We start from the raw sequence: 15,617 nt of genomic DNA, 5'->3' as shown, positions 1-15,617 counted from the left end.
AATATAGTGAATTATTCTGCGTCTAATTCGTTCATTGCAGCGATGTTGAAGCCACCATCGACATGTAAAATTTCACCTGTTACGCCTGAAGCAAGGTCAGAACAGAGGAATGCCGCACTTTTACCCACATCTTCTGTCGTTACTGTACGACGCAGTGGCGTAACCGCTTCACAATGGGATAACATTTTTTTGAAATTTTTAATGCCTGATGCTGCAAGTGTACGGATTGGACCGGCTGAAATAGCATTCACGCGAATGCCTTCTTTGCCCATCGCATTTGCCATAAAACGAACATTGGCTTCTAATGATGCCTTAGCGAGCCCCATTACATTGTAATTTGGAATAGCACGTTCCGCACCAAGATAGGACAAAGTCACTAAACCTGCTCCTGGATTTAACATTTTGCGAGCGGCTTTTGCCATTGCAACAAAGCTATATGAGCTAATATCATGGGCAATTTTAAAGCCTTCGCGATTTACGGCATCAACATAATCACCATCCAGTTGATCGCCAGGTGCAAATGCAATGGCATGAACAAAACCATCAAAGGTCTCCCAGTGTTTACTGAGTTCAGCAAAGCAGTTTTCAATCTCTTGATCGTTTGCAACATCACAAGGAATGACAATAGACGAACCAAAATCTTTGGCATATTCTTCAACACGAGGTTTTAATTTGTCGTTTTGATAGGTAAATGCAAGTTCAGCACCTGCGTCAAACATTGCTTTTGCAATGCCGTAAGCAATAGAGCGATTACTAGCGACGCCTGCGATTAAAATACGTTTATTGGATAAAAAGCCCATAATATAGTCCTATTTGAAAGAAAAGATGAGCCAAGTGCCCATCTAGATTGCCATATTATACTGAAAAGAAAAAGAATAATCCACGCCTACATGGAGTTGCGTTATTTGTCACGTTGTTTGTTTTTCAAGAAGAAAAATGAAGCAGCTCCTGCACCAGCGGCAGGCAATAATAGCCATTTTTTGCTACCAAAGAGTAAACGCGTTCCTAATGAAATAAGAGCAGAGCGAATCAATGGATTAGCTAAAGATTTAGCATAATGCAATGGTTCCGCAATCGTTTTTTTGGTATTGCGACTTTCCAACTTCATTCGTTGGCGTAAAATTTCACCACGCAATTGGAGAAGTTCTAATTGTTGACGTTTATTCATATTTACGCTCCTTGAGATGAATTTGAACGCAGAGCGCGTTTAATCGCAGCCACATCTTGTTTAATTTCATTGACAGTTTCAGGCAAGAAGCCTTTTTGTTTACGCAATATAACTACAATGGCAATGCCCAAAAGGAGTATGAATACAAACCCAAGTCCTGTTATTAAGAAAAATACGGAACTTTTTTGTTCGACCGGCAGCCAAGCATCCAGTGCAAAAAGGAGACTTATGCCAGAGAAAAGAAACAGAAAAAGTGCAAGTAGAGTGCAGATGATCACGGTAATAAGGCGACTTTTCATATAGCTCAGCTCAATAGTCGCCATTTCTAAACGCACGCTGGCAAGTTCAAGTGCGGTTACAACCGTATTTTTCACACCTGATTTAATTTTGCTAACACTTTGCATACGTGATCTCCATATGGCAAAAAGACATTAAGAAGTCGCGATGAAACGACTTCTTAAGAAACAAATCATTATTTGCTACGGTTGATTAATAGACCTGCTAAGAACGCAACCCCAGCGACAATGCCGATAGTTTTATATGGATTATCTTGGATAAGTTCATCGGATTGTTTAATCGCCGCACGAGCTTTGTCGGTGGCTTTAGTGCGAAGATCATCAAGTTGTTCACGATAGCCTTCGGTTTTTTCCACTAATTGTTTTTTTAATTTTTTCAGCTGATCCGCACTTACTTCGCCGCCTTCTTCGACTAGTTGTTCAGCTGAATCAAGAATATCTTGTAGCTCAGATAATAGTTCGTCACGTTTGCTGTCAAAAGTGTTTTTCATATATAACTCCTTAGTTATCTTATTCACTTTATAGAGATTTTGCTTTTGATAATGTCATATTTGCTGCATTATTGCAAGAATTTTACAATTATATGACATTATGCGGGATTATTTACTTCGTGATATTCAACATCTAAATCATAATGTGTATTTAGCCATTTTCCGAGTGCTTGCACGCCAAATCGTTCCGTGGCGTGATGACCTGCTGCAAAAAAATGAATGCCCATTTCACGTGCTATATGGATGGTTCGCTCTGACACTTCGCCCGTGATGAAGGCATCAATGTCATTCGCAGCGGCAAGCTCAATATAATCTTGCCCGCCACCTGTGCATAGTGCAACGCGTTTAATTCGCTCTGGTGCATTATCGCCGCAATACAGTGGAGTGCGATGGAGCACTTGCTCAAGGCGTTGAGCCAGGGCTGACCCAGTTAAAGGTGTTTCGAGTTTACCATAAATAGGAATAGAAAAAGGTGTCTCTTCTAATGGCTCAAGATCAGTTATATTAAGTAGCTTGGCAAGCTGTGCATTGTTGCCCAAAGTTGGGTGTACATCAAGGGGAAGATGATAGGCATACAAATTGATATTATTCTGCATTAACGTGCGGATTCGTTTCGCTTTCATGCCTTTTATTTCAAGCGGTTCATTTTTCCAAAAATAGCCATGATGCACGAGGATAGCATCGGCATGTTGGGTTACTGCGTAATCAATGAGGGCTTGGCAAGCCGTTACACCACAAATCATCTTACTGACCGCACTTTTACCTTCAATTTGTAGCCCATTAGGTGCATAATCGCGAATTTCAGTACTTTTTAATTCGTTATTGATGATGCGTTCTAAATCATAATGATGAATTTTTGGCATATATTTCCTCTTTTTTTAACTAATTTTATCTAAAAAGCATAAAAATGTAGCAAATGGAATGACGGATAAATTTGCATTTATTAATTTAGTTATGGTATAGCTATATATATTACATGTTAGATATGTAATGCAAACCACATGGATAAATCATTTTTATTTTACCATAAGAAAAGGATAATATATGTTACGTTATGCTGTTATATTTTTTATTATTGCATTGATTGCCGCTGCGTTAGGTTTTGGTGGCATTGCAGGAAGTGCGGTTGGAATAGCTAAAATTCTCTTTATAGTGTTTTTGGTTCTTTCTGTTATTTCATTTGTCTTTGGACGAAGAAAATAGCGGTGGCATTAGGATAAATAAAAAGGGAAGTAATACTTCCCTTTTTATTTAATGATGTAAATTTAGACAGGGTAGTTGTGGAAGCCAAGGCTATCTGAGATGTTTTTCCCTGCTGTTTGTAACATGTTCACTAAAGTTGATAGATTTTCTTCTTCAAACCGCACTGTTGGGAGTGAAATAGATACACCCGCAATGATACGGCCAAAGCGATTATACACTGGCACGGCAATGCAGCGTAGTCCTGTTTCTTGTTCTTCGTTATCTTGTGCAAAATGCTGTTGGCGTACTTGTTTCAATTCGTCTATGAATTGTTCAACATTTTCAAGTGTATTTTCAGTATGACGTTTAAACTCTACATCTTTAAGAATATCACGCACTTTATCGTCATCCAAATCAGACATTAAGACTTTTCCGATGGCGGTGCTATAAAGCGGATTGCGGCGTCCAATGCGAGAGTACATACGCAAGTTATAGCCAGAATCGATTTTATGTAAATAGACAATTTCATGCCCTTCAAAGATCCCCAAGTGCAATGCTTCGTTAGTTTGATTTGCAATTTTTTGCATTTCTTTATCAGCAAGTGGCACTAGGTCTGTGTATTCAAGTGCAGCAGCACCAATTTCAAATAATTTAATCGTCAATCCGTATTTATCCGTTTCCCCCTCTTGATGAACAAAACCTAAGTTTTTCATTGTTTGCAAAAAGCGATATGTCGTACTTTTTGACATCATTAAACGTTGAGAAAGCTCTGTGATACCAATATCTTTTTGTTTGGCAAGTGCTTCTAAGATTGCAAACACTTTGAGAACGGATGAAACGGCTTCGGGTTGGGTATCTTTTTCTTTTTCCATAATTTTTCCACTGCTAATTATTGGCAACATTACCTTGCATTATAGATAAAAGTGATATTTTTTCAAATTGACTTTTATCATTCTTGCGATAAATCAAGTTTATAATAAGATAGTTTTTAATAATGAAGTGCGGTTTGCCTGACACCGCACTTTTACTTAATTGTACCTTTGCGTGTTTATTTTTCTAGCATGTTTCTATCTTATTGAAACAGGAAAAAACAGTGTAGCTGAATTTATCAGAAAAGATAAGCATTAAGGGGAATAATTTTGTGATGAAGTGTCAACTAAAGTGAAAACCGCACTTTAGTTTCATTGTTAAACCCAGCTCAGTGGCTGGGTTTTGTGCTAGATGATGTTTAATTAGAATGGAATATCATCATCGGTAAATGGATCAAAGTTATCTGGTTGTGCTGGTGCTTTTGCTGGTGTTGCTTGTTTAGGAGCTTGTGACGTTGCTGGGCGATTGTAAGTGTTTGTTGATGGTGCACTTTGGTTATAGTTACCGCTTTGTTGCCCTGAACGGTCAGCACGAGAATCTAACATTTGCAAGTTATCACCAATAATTTCCGTGGTATAGCGATCTTGTCCATTTTGATCTTGCCATTTACGTGTTTTTAAACGCCCTTCCACATAGACTTTACCGCCTTTACGCAAATATTCTCCTGCAATTTCTGCTAAACGGCGATACAGTACGATACGATGCCATTCAGTGATTTCACGCATTTCGCCACTATTCTTATCACGCCAAGATTCACTTGTTGCAACGCTAATGTTGGCAACAGCTTCGCCATTCGGCATTGTGCGTAGTTCAGGATCATTTCCTAAGTTACCGATGATAATTACTTTATTCACTCCCGCCATAAATTCCTCTTTTTTAAATGTTGGCTTGTTATATTTTATGATCTGTTATCTTGCCCTAGATTAGAAAAAAAATCATCAAATTTCAAATAAAAAATACTGGATATTTACACAGTTTTTATGATTTGCGATAATCATTCCAATATTTCTTAAAAGAGTAAGACTATGGACAACATTGAGATTCGTGGTGCACGTACGCACAATCTAAAAAATATTGATCTCACTATTCCGCGCGATAAATTAGTTGTGATTACGGGGCTTTCTGGTTCAGGAAAATCGTCGTTGGCGTTTGATACCCTTTATGCGGAAGGGCAGCGGCGTTATGTTGAGTCACTTTCTGCATATGCACGTCAGTTTTTATCCCTGATGGAAAAGCCCGATGTCGATCATATTGAAGGGCTTTCGCCTGCGATTTCAATTGAGCAAAAATCCACCTCACATAATCCACGCTCAACGGTCGGTACGATTACTGAGATTTATGACTATTTGCGCTTATTATTTGCACGGATTGGTGAGCCACGTTGCCCAACTCATGCTGTGCCTTTGGCTGCACAAACCATCAGTCAAATGGTGGATAAAGTGTTAGCGTTGCCTGAGGGAAGTAAAATGATGCTACTTGCACCAGTGGTAAAAGAACGCAAAGGTGAGCATATTAAATTATTGGAAAATATTGCTGCGCAAGGCTTTATTCGTGCAAGAATTGATGGTGAGGTATGTGATCTGTCTGATCCGCCAACGTTGGCATTACAGAAAAAGCACACTATTGAAGTCGTGATCGACCGCTTTAAAGTGCGGTCAGATATTGCAACACGCTTAGCAGAATCCTTTGAGACCGCACTTGAGCTTTCAGGTGGCACAGTAGTTGTTGCACCGATGGAATCGGGTAGTGATATTGAAGAATTGCTTTTTTCATCTAATTTTGCTTGCCCACATTGCGGCTATTCGATTGCAGAGCTTGAGCCTCGTCTGTTTTCATTTAACAATCCCGCGGGCGCATGTCCAAGTTGTGATGGGCTAGGGGTACAGCAGTATTTTGACGAAAAGCAGGTTGTGCAAAATCCGTCTATTTCGCTGACCAATGGTGCGATTAAAGGATGGGATAAGCGTAATTTTTATTATTATCAGATGCTTACATCACTAGCAAAACATTACAAATTTGATATTAACCAGCCATTTGAAGACTTACCACAACAGGTTCAACAGATCATTTTACATGGCTCAGGGAGCGATAAAATTGATTTTCATTATGTTAATGATAGGGGTGACATTGTGGTACGCAAGCACCCATTTGAAGGCATTTTGAACAATATGGCACGCCGTTATAAGGAAACGGAATCTACCGCTGTGCGCGAAGAGTTAGCAAAGCTGATTAGTACACGCCCATGTCGTGAGTGTGGTGGCTCACGTTTGCGTACGGAGGCGCGTCATGTTTTTATTCAGGACTTTAACCTTCCTGATGTGGCAGAGCGTAGCATTGGCAATGCGCTGGTGTTTTTTGATTCTTTACAATTAACAGGGCAGCGAGCACAAATTGCCGATAAAATCCTAAAAGAGATCAAAGAGCGGTTGTTGTTTTTGGTTAATGTCGGGCTTAATTACTTATCCCTTTCCCGTTCAGCAGAAACGCTTTCGGGGGGGGAGGCGCAGCGTATTCGTCTTGCGAGTCAAATCGGTGCTGGATTAGTGGGGGTGATGTATGTACTTGATGAGCCGTCTATTGGGTTGCATCAGCGTGATAATGAACGCTTATTAAAAACATTAACGCACTTACGTGATCTGGGTAATACCGTGATAGTGGTTGAACATGATGAAGATGCGATTATGGCAGCAGATTACATCATTGATATTGGACCAGGTGCGGGAGTGCATGGTGGCAATGTTGTCGCACAAGGAACAGCAAAACAATTAATGCGTAATGCGGCATCATTGACAGGGCGTTATTTATCTGGCGTGGAGAAAATAGCAATTCCCAAAAAACGCACACCAGTAGATAAAAAGAAATGGCTTATACTCAAAGGTGCATCGGGAAATAATCTCAAAAATGTCACGTTAGAAATACCGGTGGGGTTATTTACCTGTATTACAGGAGTATCCGGTTCGGGTAAGTCGACATTGATTAACGATACACTTTTCCCATTAGCACAAAATGCACTAAATCGCGCAGAAAATACGCATGTTGCGCCTTATGACAGTATTGATGGATTAGGTTTTTTTGACAAAGTGATCGACATCGATCAAAGCCCAATTGGACGCACGCCACGTTCTAATCCGGCTACTTATACGGGACTATTTACGCCAATTCGAGAGTTATTTGCAGGCGTACCAGAGTCACGCGCACGCGGTTATACACCAGGGCGGTTTAGTTTTAACGTGCGTGGCGGGCGGTGTGAGGCTTGTCAAGGCGATGGCATGATAAAAGTAGAAATGCACTTTTTACCCGATGTGTATGTACCGTGTGATCAGTGTAAAGGCAAACGTTATAACCGTGAAACACTAGAAGTGCGGTATAAAGGCAAAACCATTCATCAGATCCTTGAGATGACTGTGGAAGAGGCCTGTGAATTTTTTGATGCGATTCCGGTCATTAAACGCAAATTGCAAACGTTAATGGATGTTGGGCTTTCTTATATTCGGTTAGGGCAATCTTCAACGACATTGTCAGGCGGTGAAGCACAGCGGGTTAAGCTCGCGACAGAACTATCTAAACGTGATACAGGGAAAACGCTCTATATTCTTGATGAGCCAACCACAGGACTGCATTTCGCCGATATTAAACAATTACTGAGCGTGTTGCATCGCTTGCGTGATCAAGGAAACACGGTTGTTGTAATTGAGCATAATTTAGATGTGATCAAAACGGCGGATTGGATTGTTGACCTTGGACCAGAAGGGGGTGATGGCGGCGGTGAAATTATCGCCACAGGGACACCAGAGCAGTTATGTCAATGCGAGAAATCCCATACAGCTCGCTTTCTTGCGCCAATGCTGAATAAAGCAAAATAAAAAGTGCGGTTTTAAAAATAATCTGAGCCCTTTTACAATTTAAAGTTGAGCAAGGGCGCAGATTTTGATACATTGAGCGCAATTTCTGCCAATTATAATTAACTCTCAGATTCAAATCGGAATGACTATGTTTAAAAAAATTCGTGGCTTATTTTCTAACGATCTTTCTATCGATTTAGGGACTGCAAACACTCTTATTTATGTAAAAGGTCAAGGTATTGTACTTGATGAACCTTCTGTTGTGGCGATTCGTCAAGATCGTGTTGGTTCGCTCAAATCTATTGCTGCAGTAGGGCGTGATGCCAAAATGATGCTCGGGCGTACTCCGAAAAGTATTGCTGCTATTCGTCCTATGAAAGACGGCGTGATTGCTGACTTTTTTGTAACAGAAAAAATGTTGCAATACTTTATTAAACAAGTCCACCGTAATAATTTTATGCGTCCAAGTCCACGTGTATTAGTGTGTGTGCCTGCAGGTGCGACACAAGTTGAGCGTCGAGCCATTAAAGAATCTGCAATTGGTGCGGGTGCACGTGAAGTTTATCTCATTGAAGAACCCATGGCGGCCGCAATTGGTGCAAAATTACCCGTTTCATCAGCTACGGGTTCTATGGTAATTGACATTGGCGGTGGTACGACAGAAGTTGCTGTCATTTCCCTGAATGGTGTGGTGTATTCATCTTCTGTTCGCATTGGTGGCGATCGTTTTGATGAAGCCATTATTGCATATGTCCGCCGTACCTTTGGCTCATCAATTGGAGAAGCAACAGCAGAGCGTATTAAGCACGAAATTGGTACAGCTTTTATTGAAGACGGCGACGAGATCAAAGAGATCGAAGTGCATGGTCATAATTTGGCTGAAGGCGCACCTCGTAGCTTCAAACTCACTTCGAAAGATGTGTTAGAGGCGATTCAGCAACCATTAAGTGGCATTGTGACAGCGGTTCGAACCGCACTTGAGTCTTGCCCACCAGAATTAGCCGCAGATATCTTTGAACGTGGCATGGTGTTAACGGGTGGTGGTGCATTAATGCCGAATATTGACATCTTGCTATCACGAGAATCAGGCGTGCCAGTCATTATCGCCGAAGATCCGTTAACCTGTGTTGCGCGTGGTGGCGGTGAGGCACTTTCTATGATTGATACACACGGTGGCGATATTTTCAGCGATGATTAATGCCCAAGAATAGGGCGAAAAATTCGTCCTAGGACATACAATTAATGAAACCCATTTTTTCCAAAGCACCGCCATTAGGCATTCGCTTAATCCTTGCTATTGTTGCCTCTATCTTGTTGATGATTGGGGATGGGCGTAGTAGTGCTATGATTCAATTACGCAGCTTAATGGAGACCTCAATTAGTGGTATATTTTATTTTGCGAATATGCCACGCACTGTGCTTGATGGTGTTTCAGATAACTTTGTTGATGCCAGTAAATTACAAATTGAAAATAAAGTGCTTAAGCAGCAGTTAAGTGAAAAAAATGCGGATTTGTTACTGCTAGATCAACTTAAAGTAGAAAATCAACGCTTACGTTTGTTACTAAATTCCCCCCTTCGCTACGATGAATATAAAAAAATCGCTGAAGTATTAACGGCCGAGACGGATATTTATCGCCAACAAGTTGTGATTAATCAAGGCAGTAAAGATGGGGTGTTCGTTGGGCAACCCATTATTGATGAAAAAGGGGTAGTAGGGCAGGTTATCTCAGTCGGAGCAACCACAAGTCGAGTGTTATTAATTTCTGATGTTACCCATTCTATTCCTCTGCAAGTATTACGCAATGATGTACGAGTAATTGCGAGTGGCACAGGGCGTAGCGATGAATTGCAATTGGATAATGTTGCACGTTCGGTAGATATTATTAAAGGTGATCTATTAGTGACTTCAGGACTAGGCGGGCGTTTTCCCGAAGGATACCCAGTTGCAATAGTCGATAGCGTATCTCGTGATAAACAAAATTATTTTGCTACTATTACCGCTCGTCCATTGGCCTCACTTGAACGTTTGCGTTATCTCTTACTACTTTGGCCAGTTAACGATGAATTACATCGAGCACATTCGATTTCGCCTGAAGATGTTCGTAATGCGGTTCGTCAACGTTTATCCGCAAAACCAACCGATTATTTAAATCCGAAGCGGAACCAAAATATCAAAGAAAAAGTTGAGCTAAATGATGGTGTTGATGATAATGACAAGCATCATTCTGACGTTGATCCTGCCGATGCTAATCAGCAGCAACAAGATGCACTGCGAGAGGATAATCAGTAATGCGTGGCAGTTGGATATTACAAACATTATTATTGGCAGGCACATTTTTAGTTGCATTGATTATGGAAATTACGCCGTGGTCAGCGGATTTTCAAGGTTTTCGACCAGCATGGCTTGTGATGGTGCTATTTTATTGGGTCATGGCACTACCTAATCGTGTGAGTATTGGTTGGGCATTTATTGTTGGGCTAATGTGGGATTTAAGTCTCGGTTCCATTATGGGCGTTCATGCTCTAATATTGTCCATTTTTACTTACATTATTGCTTCAAATTATCTTGTTTTGCGTAATCTATCCTTATGGTTGCAAAGTGTCATCGCAATTTTATCTGTGATCGTTATTGATATTGCTATTTTCTTGCTTGAATTATTTATGCACAGTGCTCGTTTTAATCCACAAGAGCTTGTTGGTGCCATACTTAGTGGTATCTTATGGCCGTGGGTATTCTTGCTTTTGCGTGCGTTACGTCGTAAGTTTCAAATGAGATAAAAAAGCTACATAAATGTAGCTTTTCTTTTAGATGCTATTTAGAAAAAGGTTGAACTTTGCTTAAAATCGCTTTTGCTACTTTGGCAGGTGCAGCAACGATATTACCTGATTGCAGATAAGCGTGTCCGCCAGTAAAATCCGATACAATGCCGCCAGCTTCTCGCACAATCAAATCACCCGCTGCACAATCCCACGGTTTTAAGCCACTTTCAAAATAGCCATCAACCCGACCTGCCGCCACATAAGCAAGATCAAGGGCAGCGGAGCCTGTGCGGCGGAAATCGGCTACTTGATCTGAAAGTGCGGTCATCATATTAAACTGGATTGGCATATTGCGTTTTTGCTTGTAAGGAAAACCTGTTGCAATAATGCTCCCGTCAAGTTCTTGTTTGTTGTTTACACGCAGACGCATTTCGTTCAGTTTTGTACCTTCACCGCGCACAGCTGTGAATAATTCATTGCGGATTGGATCATATACCACGCCCACAGTTGTGCGGCCATGTTCGCGTACAGCGATAGACACAGCAAAGTGCGGTAATGATTTTGTGAAGTTAGTTGTGCCGTCAAGTGGATCAATGATCCATTGCACTTGGGCATTATCACCTTCTTGAGCACCGCTTTCTTCAGCAATGATGGTATGATCAGGATAAGATTTTTTAATTACCTCAATAATGGCAACTTCCGCCGCTTTATCTACATTTGTAACAAAATCATTTTCTTGTTTGTTATGCACTTCCACGCTATCTGGACGTTCATAACTTTTGGCAATTAAATTACCTGCTTTTCGTGCAGCACGAACAGCAATTGTTAACATTGGATTCATTGTGTCCACCGAGTTTAAAAAGAACAAAAGAATGTTGGACTTAAAGCCAACTGGTAGTCTATTATAACCGCACTTTGCAAAAAATGTAAGAGAAAAGGCACGAAATTGAATGTGCCTCTATGATAGATTAGCTTTTTGATGGTCCTCTTGCTTGCTCGGCCATTTTTTTACTAATTTCACGACGCTGTTTTGAGGTTTCCGCATTGCGAATAATGTAGTCGTCGATACGATCTTCATAATCATCACGCATGGAAAGAATTATCGCTCGGATATCTGCAACTGACATATCATCAGTGATATATTGATTTAAGTTATCAAGCAATAATACACGTTTTTGATTGTCGCGGATTTTGCGTTGCATATCGTCCATATCACGCAACAATTTGTTTTTTAAACGATACATACGCACATACTCCAATACATCTTGAAAGGATTGTTTGCTGACTTTTTCCATGATTTTATATCCTACATAAAATGAATTTTTGAGTAATTTAGCCTTTTTTGTTTCGTTGGTCAAAGTCTATGAATGAAATTTGTGAGCAAGATTAAGAAATTTTTTTAAAAAAGCGCATAAATTGATTGATTGAAACGGGGCGCAGTGTTAAAACTAATTCACTTAATTAAATCATATTACAATCCAAGGAAAAATGATGTCTAGAGTGTTTAATTTTAGTGCAGGTCCAGCGATGATGCCTGCCGCAGTACTTGAGAAAGCACAAGCCGAATTATGTAATTGGGAGGCGTTGCACACCTCTGTTATGGAAGTGAGTCATCGAGGGAAACACTTTATGGCTCTGGCTGAGCGTTCAATTGCACAAATCCGAGAGCTACTTGCCATTCCAGAGAATTATCATGTGCTATTTGCACAAGGAGGGGCACGTGGACAATTTGCGGCGATTCCCATGAATTTACTGTCACAGAATGGCAAAGCACTTTATCTTAACAGCGGTTATTGGTCGAATGCTGCGGCTGATGAGGCTAAGCGTTATGGGCAAATCGATGTGCAAACCATTTTAGTCAACCAAAATGGGCAAAGTGCGGTTGAGTTGCCCGATTTATCCCAAAAAGCACAAGCGTATGATTATGTCCATTATTGCCCAAATGAAACCATAAGCGGTGTGGAAATTTTTGAGGTGCCAGATGTTGGTGATAGCGTACTGGTGGCAGATATGTCATCAACAATTCTGTCTCGCCCAATTGATGTGAGTCGTTTTGGTCTAATTTATGCTGGCGCACAAAAAAATGTAGGACCAGCGGGAATTACGCTCATTATTGTTCGTGATGATTTACTTGGGCGGGCGCAGGGAATAACGCCATCAATTTGGGATTATCAATTATTGCGTGATAGCGATTCCATGTTTAACACCCCACCAACGTTTGCATGGTATCTTTGCTCGTTAGTCTTTGATTGGTTACTGCAACATGGTGGCTTGAGCGCAATGGAAAAACGTAATCAAGAAAAAGCAGAGATGCTTTACCGCTATATTGATAAAAGTGCGGTTTTCCGCAATAGCGTCGCACTCGCAAATCGCTCCCGAATGAATGTGACATTTACCACAGGAGATGCCGCGCGTGATGCCGAATTTGTTGCACAAGCAGCCGCTCAGGGATTACAAGCCCTGAAAGGGCATCGTATCGTTGGTGGGATGCGAGCGTCGATTTATAATGCCATGCCATTGGACGGCGTAGCAGCGTTGATTACATTTATGCAAGCGTTTGAACAGCAAGGCTAACCGCACTTAGATTAAAGGATTAACTATGACATTTTTAAATCAAGCCAATATTGGGGTACAAAACCTATCACCTTATCAAGCAGGCAAACCTGTTGACGAATTAGCGCGCGAGCTTGGATTGACGGATATTGTGAAACTGGCGTCCAATGAAAATCCGCTTGGTTTTCCACAAAGTGCGAAAGCCGCTATTCAAGCGCAGTTAGATGATCTTCCACGTTACCCTGATGCCAATGGCTTTGAATTAAAACAAACGATTGCGACAAAATTTGGGCTAAATCCAAAACAAATTACGCTGGGCAATGGCTCAAATGATTTGTTAGAAATCACTGCTCACACATTCTTAAGTGAGCATGATGAAGTGATCTTTTCCCAATATACATTTATTGTCTATCCGCTGGTGTCAAAGGCCATTAATGCAAAACAAGTTATTGTGCCAGCTAAACAATATGGGCATGATTTGCACGGTTTTTTAGCCGCAATTACAGATAAAACCAAAGTTATCTATATTGCCAATCCAAATAATCCAACAGGCACGTTTTTAAGTGCGCAGGAGATTAATGAGTTTCTTGCACAGGTGCCACCGCATATTGTCGTGGTGTTGGACGAGGCGTACACTGAATTTACTGCACCCAATGAGCGAGTGCCATCATTTGAGCTATTGCGTCGCTATCCAAATTTACTTATTTGCCGCACGTTTTCTAAAGCCTATGGTTTGGCAGGCTTGCGTGTGGGCTATCTGGTGTCAAGTGAGGAAGTGGCGGATTTGCTCAATCGCATTCGCCAACCTTTTAATTGTAATAGCCTCGCGCTGGCTGCCGCAAAAGCCGTGCTTAATGATGACGAATTTGTGGAGAAAACTGCGGCTAATAATGCAGCAGGATTGCGCCAGTTAAGCCAATTTTTTGAACAAAAAGGGCTTGAATATGTGCCGTCTAAAGGGAATTTTATTATGCTGAATTTGCAACAACCAGCCGCCCCAATTTACCAAAAATTGCTTGAGCAGGGCGTTATCGTGCGTCCAATTGCAGGTTATGGCTTACCAAATCATTTACGCATTAGCATAGGCTTACCAGAAGAAAATCAACGTTTTATTGACGCATTAACAGCGGTTTTAGGGTTGTAGTATGACTGAAAAAATAACACTAAACCCAATTCATCACATGGCGGGTGAAATTCGTTTACCAGGCTCAAAAAGTTTATCAAATCGCGCGTTGTTACTCGCAGCACTGGCGCAAGGCGAAACGCATTTAACGAACTTGCTTGATAGTGATGATGTGCGTCATATGCTGAATGCCTTGAAACACCTAGGCGTGGATTACCGTTTATCTGACGATAAGCGTGAGTGCTGGGTTACAGGGCTTGGGGGGGCGTTTCAACTGGACGCTGGCTTATCACTTTTTTTAGGGAATGCAGGCACGGCAATGCGCCCTCTGACAGCCGCATTGTGTTTACACCATGCTCAACATACCGTTGCTGAAACAGTGCTGACTGGCGAGCCAAGAATGAAGGAACGCCCTATCGCGCACTTGGTTGATGCCTTGCGTCAGGCAGGGGCTGAAATTGATTATCTTGAGCAAGAGGGGTTCCCACCACTGGCGATTCGCAATACAGGATTGCGGGGAGGCAAAATTCAGATTGACGGCTCCGTATCAAGTCAATTTTTGACCGCACTTTTAATGGCAATGCCGATGGCAGTGGGCGACAGCGAAGTGGAGATTATCGGTGATCTGGTTTCTAAGCCTTATATTGATATGACATTGGCCATGATGGCACAATTTCGAGTACAGGTCGTGAACCAAAATTACCAACGGTTTTTCATTAAAGGCGGGCAGTGTTATCAATCGCCTGGGCAGTTTTTAGTAGAAGGTGATGCATCGTCTGCCTCTTATTTTCTTGCCGCAGGTGCTCTGAAAGGTTCCGTGCGAGTCATTGGGGTTGGTAAAAATAGCATTCAAGGCGACAAACTTTTCGCTGATGTGCTAGAAAAAATGGGGGCGAAAATCACGTGGGGGGATGATTTTATTCAGGCGGACTGTGCACCATTGCATGGTGTTGATATGGATATGAATCATATTCCTGATGCGGCAATGACGATTGCTACCACCGCACTTTTTGCCGAAGGTGAAACGGTGATTCGCAATATCGCCAACTGGAGGGTGAAAGAAACCGATCGCCTAAATGCGATGGCAACAGAATTGCGTAAAATTGGGGCAACCGTAGAAGAGGGGGAGGACTTTATCCGTATTCAACCACTTGCGTTGACAAAGTTTCAACATGCAGAAATTGAGACCTATAACGATCATCGCATGGCAATGTGTTTTGCCTTGGTTGCACTCTCTCAAACGCCAGTGACAATTTTAGACCCAAACTGCACAGCAAAAACCTTTCCAACCTTTTTTGCTGATTTTCAGGCATTAGCTAAATAACAAAAC

The 15,617-nt window shown here is 41.4% G+C and carries 17 protein-coding genes; 8 read left to right on the top strand and 9 right to left on the bottom strand.

The window, feature by feature from the left end:
- Positions 1-11: 11 nt before the first annotated feature.
- The 5 genes from fabI to HPC40_RS04210 all read right to left on the bottom strand — a co-directional run bounded on the left by fabI (position 12) and on the right by HPC40_RS04210 (position 2,809).
- On the bottom strand, positions 12-800 hold the full coding sequence (gene fabI, locus HPC40_RS04230) for an enoyl-ACP reductase FabI (protein ID WP_208118237.1): 789 nt from the start codon (positions 798-800) through the stop codon (positions 12-14).
- A 101-nt stretch (positions 801-901) separates the two neighbouring features.
- A complete protein-coding gene (locus HPC40_RS04225) occupies positions 902-1,168 on the bottom strand; it encodes a hypothetical protein (protein ID WP_208118236.1) in 267 nt (88 codons plus the stop codon).
- 2 nt (positions 1,169-1,170) lie between these two features.
- Positions 1,171-1,572, bottom strand: coding sequence for a phage holin family protein (locus HPC40_RS04220; protein ID WP_208118235.1), 402 nt, complete (start codon positions 1,570-1,572; stop codon positions 1,171-1,173).
- Positions 1,573-1,640: 68 nt separating this feature from the next.
- A complete protein-coding gene (locus tag HPC40_RS04215) occupies positions 1,641-1,955 on the bottom strand; it encodes a DUF883 family protein (RefSeq protein ID WP_208118234.1) in 315 nt (104 codons plus the stop codon).
- Positions 1,956-2,053: 98 nt separating this feature from the next.
- A complete protein-coding gene (locus tag HPC40_RS04210; protein ID WP_208118311.1) occupies positions 2,054-2,809 on the bottom strand; it encodes a Nif3-like dinuclear metal center hexameric protein in 756 nt (251 codons plus the stop codon).
- A gap of 190 nt (positions 2,810-2,999) precedes the next feature.
- On the opposite strand from HPC40_RS04210, the gene HPC40_RS04205 reads away from it, so the two are divergent.
- Complete coding sequence (locus HPC40_RS04205; RefSeq protein WP_208118233.1) at positions 3,000-3,158, top strand: DUF1328 domain-containing protein; 159 nt, start codon at positions 3,000-3,002, stop codon at positions 3,156-3,158.
- Positions 3,159-3,220: 62 nt separating this feature from the next.
- Here HPC40_RS04205 and kdgR read toward each other — a convergent pair whose 3' ends face one another.
- Positions 3,221-4,009, bottom strand: a complete 789-nt coding sequence (kdgR, locus tag HPC40_RS04200) for a DNA-binding transcriptional regulator KdgR (protein WP_208118232.1) — start codon at positions 4,007-4,009, stop codon at positions 3,221-3,223.
- Between the two features lie 360 nt (positions 4,010-4,369).
- Positions 4,370-4,870: a single-stranded DNA-binding protein gene (gene ssb / locus HPC40_RS04195; protein ID WP_208118231.1), complete on the bottom strand. Its 501-nt coding sequence runs from the start codon at positions 4,868-4,870 to the stop codon at positions 4,370-4,372.
- A gap of 162 nt (positions 4,871-5,032) precedes the next feature.
- Here ssb and uvrA point away from each other — a divergent pair, with 162 nt between their 5' ends.
- From uvrA to mreD, 4 genes are all read left to right on the top strand, one after another.
- Complete coding sequence (gene uvrA, locus HPC40_RS04190; RefSeq protein WP_208118230.1) at positions 5,033-7,870, top strand: excinuclease ABC subunit UvrA; 2,838 nt, start codon at positions 5,033-5,035, stop codon at positions 7,868-7,870.
- 127 nt (positions 7,871-7,997) lie between these two features.
- Positions 7,998-9,047 carry a rod shape-determining protein gene (locus tag HPC40_RS04185; RefSeq protein WP_208118229.1) on the top strand — a complete coding sequence of 350 codons (1,050 nt, stop codon included), beginning with the start codon at positions 7,998-8,000 and terminating at the stop codon, positions 9,045-9,047.
- Positions 9,048-9,091: 44 nt separating this feature from the next.
- On the top strand, positions 9,092-10,141 hold the full coding sequence (gene mreC / locus HPC40_RS04180) for a rod shape-determining protein MreC (RefSeq protein WP_208118228.1): 1,050 nt from the start codon (positions 9,092-9,094) through the stop codon (positions 10,139-10,141).
- Positions 10,141-10,629, top strand: a complete 489-nt coding sequence (mreD, locus tag HPC40_RS04175; protein ID WP_208118227.1) for a rod shape-determining protein MreD — start codon at positions 10,141-10,143, stop codon at positions 10,627-10,629. The genes mreC and mreD overlap by 1 nt, the downstream gene beginning before the upstream one ends.
- Before the next feature lie 34 nt (positions 10,630-10,663).
- Here the strand turns inward: mreD and suhB are convergent, their stop codons facing one another.
- The gene (gene suhB / locus HPC40_RS04170) at positions 10,664-11,452 is read right to left on the bottom strand and encodes an inositol-1-monophosphatase (RefSeq protein ID WP_208118226.1); all 789 of its coding nucleotides are present in this window, start codon (positions 11,450-11,452) and stop codon (positions 10,664-10,666) included.
- Between the two features lie 127 nt (positions 11,453-11,579).
- Positions 11,580-11,906, bottom strand: a complete 327-nt coding sequence (locus HPC40_RS04165; RefSeq protein ID WP_208118225.1) for a DUF496 family protein — start codon at positions 11,904-11,906, stop codon at positions 11,580-11,582.
- 196 nt (positions 11,907-12,102) lie between these two features.
- Here HPC40_RS04165 and serC point away from each other — a divergent pair, with 196 nt between their 5' ends.
- Genes serC through aroA form a run of 3 tightly spaced genes read left to right on the top strand, consistent with a single transcriptional unit; the run spans position 12,103 to position 15,611 of the window.
- The gene (serC, locus tag HPC40_RS04160) at positions 12,103-13,185 is read left to right on the top strand and encodes a 3-phosphoserine/phosphohydroxythreonine transaminase (RefSeq protein ID WP_208118224.1); all 1,083 of its coding nucleotides are present in this window, start codon (positions 12,103-12,105) and stop codon (positions 13,183-13,185) included.
- Between the two features lie 25 nt (positions 13,186-13,210).
- Positions 13,211-14,308, top strand: coding sequence for a histidinol-phosphate transaminase (gene hisC, locus HPC40_RS04155; protein WP_208118223.1), 1,098 nt, complete (start codon positions 13,211-13,213; stop codon positions 14,306-14,308).
- Position 14,309: 1 nt separating this feature from the next.
- On the top strand, positions 14,310-15,611 hold the full coding sequence (gene aroA, locus HPC40_RS04150) for a 3-phosphoshikimate 1-carboxyvinyltransferase (protein WP_208118222.1): 1,302 nt from the start codon (positions 14,310-14,312) through the stop codon (positions 15,609-15,611).
- Positions 15,612-15,617: the final 6 nt, after the last annotated feature.

Source organism: Spirabiliibacterium falconis, assembly GCF_014885015.1.
Classification (GTDB): Bacteria; Pseudomonadota; Gammaproteobacteria; order Enterobacterales; family Pasteurellaceae; genus Spirabiliibacterium; species Spirabiliibacterium falconis.
The sequence above is the reverse complement of the archived record's forward strand: the minus strand, read 5'-3'. Positions and strand labels throughout refer to the sequence as shown.

Excerpts from the sequence above, each read along its gene's own strand:
- ssb (WP_208118231.1), bottom strand. The coding sequence starts at position 4,870 with ATGGCGGGAGTGAATAAAGTAATTATCATCGGTAACTTAGGAAATGAT.
- suhB (WP_208118226.1), bottom strand. The coding sequence starts at position 11,452 with ATGAATCCAATGTTAACAATTGCTGTTCGTGCTGCACGAAAAGCAGGT.
- HPC40_RS04205 (WP_208118233.1), top strand. The coding sequence starts at position 3,000 with ATGTTACGTTATGCTGTTATATTTTTTATTATTGCATTGATTGCCGCT.
- serC (WP_208118224.1), top strand. The coding sequence starts at position 12,103 with ATGTCTAGAGTGTTTAATTTTAGTGCAGGTCCAGCGATGATGCCTGCC.
- uvrA (WP_208118230.1), top strand. The coding sequence starts at position 5,033 with ATGGACAACATTGAGATTCGTGGTGCACGTACGCACAATCTAAAAAAT.
- HPC40_RS04220 (WP_208118235.1), bottom strand. The coding sequence starts at position 1,572 with ATGCAAAGTGTTAGCAAAATTAAATCAGGTGTGAAAAATACGGTTGTA.
- hisC (WP_208118223.1), top strand. The coding sequence starts at position 13,211 with ATGACATTTTTAAATCAAGCCAATATTGGGGTACAAAACCTATCACCT.
- mreC (WP_208118228.1), top strand. The coding sequence starts at position 9,092 with ATGAAACCCATTTTTTCCAAAGCACCGCCATTAGGCATTCGCTTAATC.
- aroA (WP_208118222.1), top strand. The coding sequence starts at position 14,310 with ATGACTGAAAAAATAACACTAAACCCAATTCATCACATGGCGGGTGAA.
- mreD (WP_208118227.1), top strand. The coding sequence starts at position 10,141 with ATGCGTGGCAGTTGGATATTACAAACATTATTATTGGCAGGCACATTT.
- HPC40_RS04185 (WP_208118229.1), top strand. The coding sequence starts at position 7,998 with ATGTTTAAAAAAATTCGTGGCTTATTTTCTAACGATCTTTCTATCGAT.
- fabI (WP_208118237.1), bottom strand. The coding sequence starts at position 800 with ATGGGCTTTTTATCCAATAAACGTATTTTAATCGCAGGCGTCGCTAGT.
- kdgR (WP_208118232.1), bottom strand. The coding sequence starts at position 4,009 with ATGGAAAAAGAAAAAGATACCCAACCCGAAGCCGTTTCATCCGTTCTC.
- HPC40_RS04215 (WP_208118234.1), bottom strand. The coding sequence starts at position 1,955 with ATGAAAAACACTTTTGACAGCAAACGTGACGAACTATTATCTGAGCTA.
- HPC40_RS04165 (WP_208118225.1), bottom strand. The coding sequence starts at position 11,906 with ATGGAAAAAGTCAGCAAACAATCCTTTCAAGATGTATTGGAGTATGTG.
- HPC40_RS04225 (WP_208118236.1), bottom strand. The coding sequence starts at position 1,168 with ATGAATAAACGTCAACAATTAGAACTTCTCCAATTGCGTGGTGAAATT.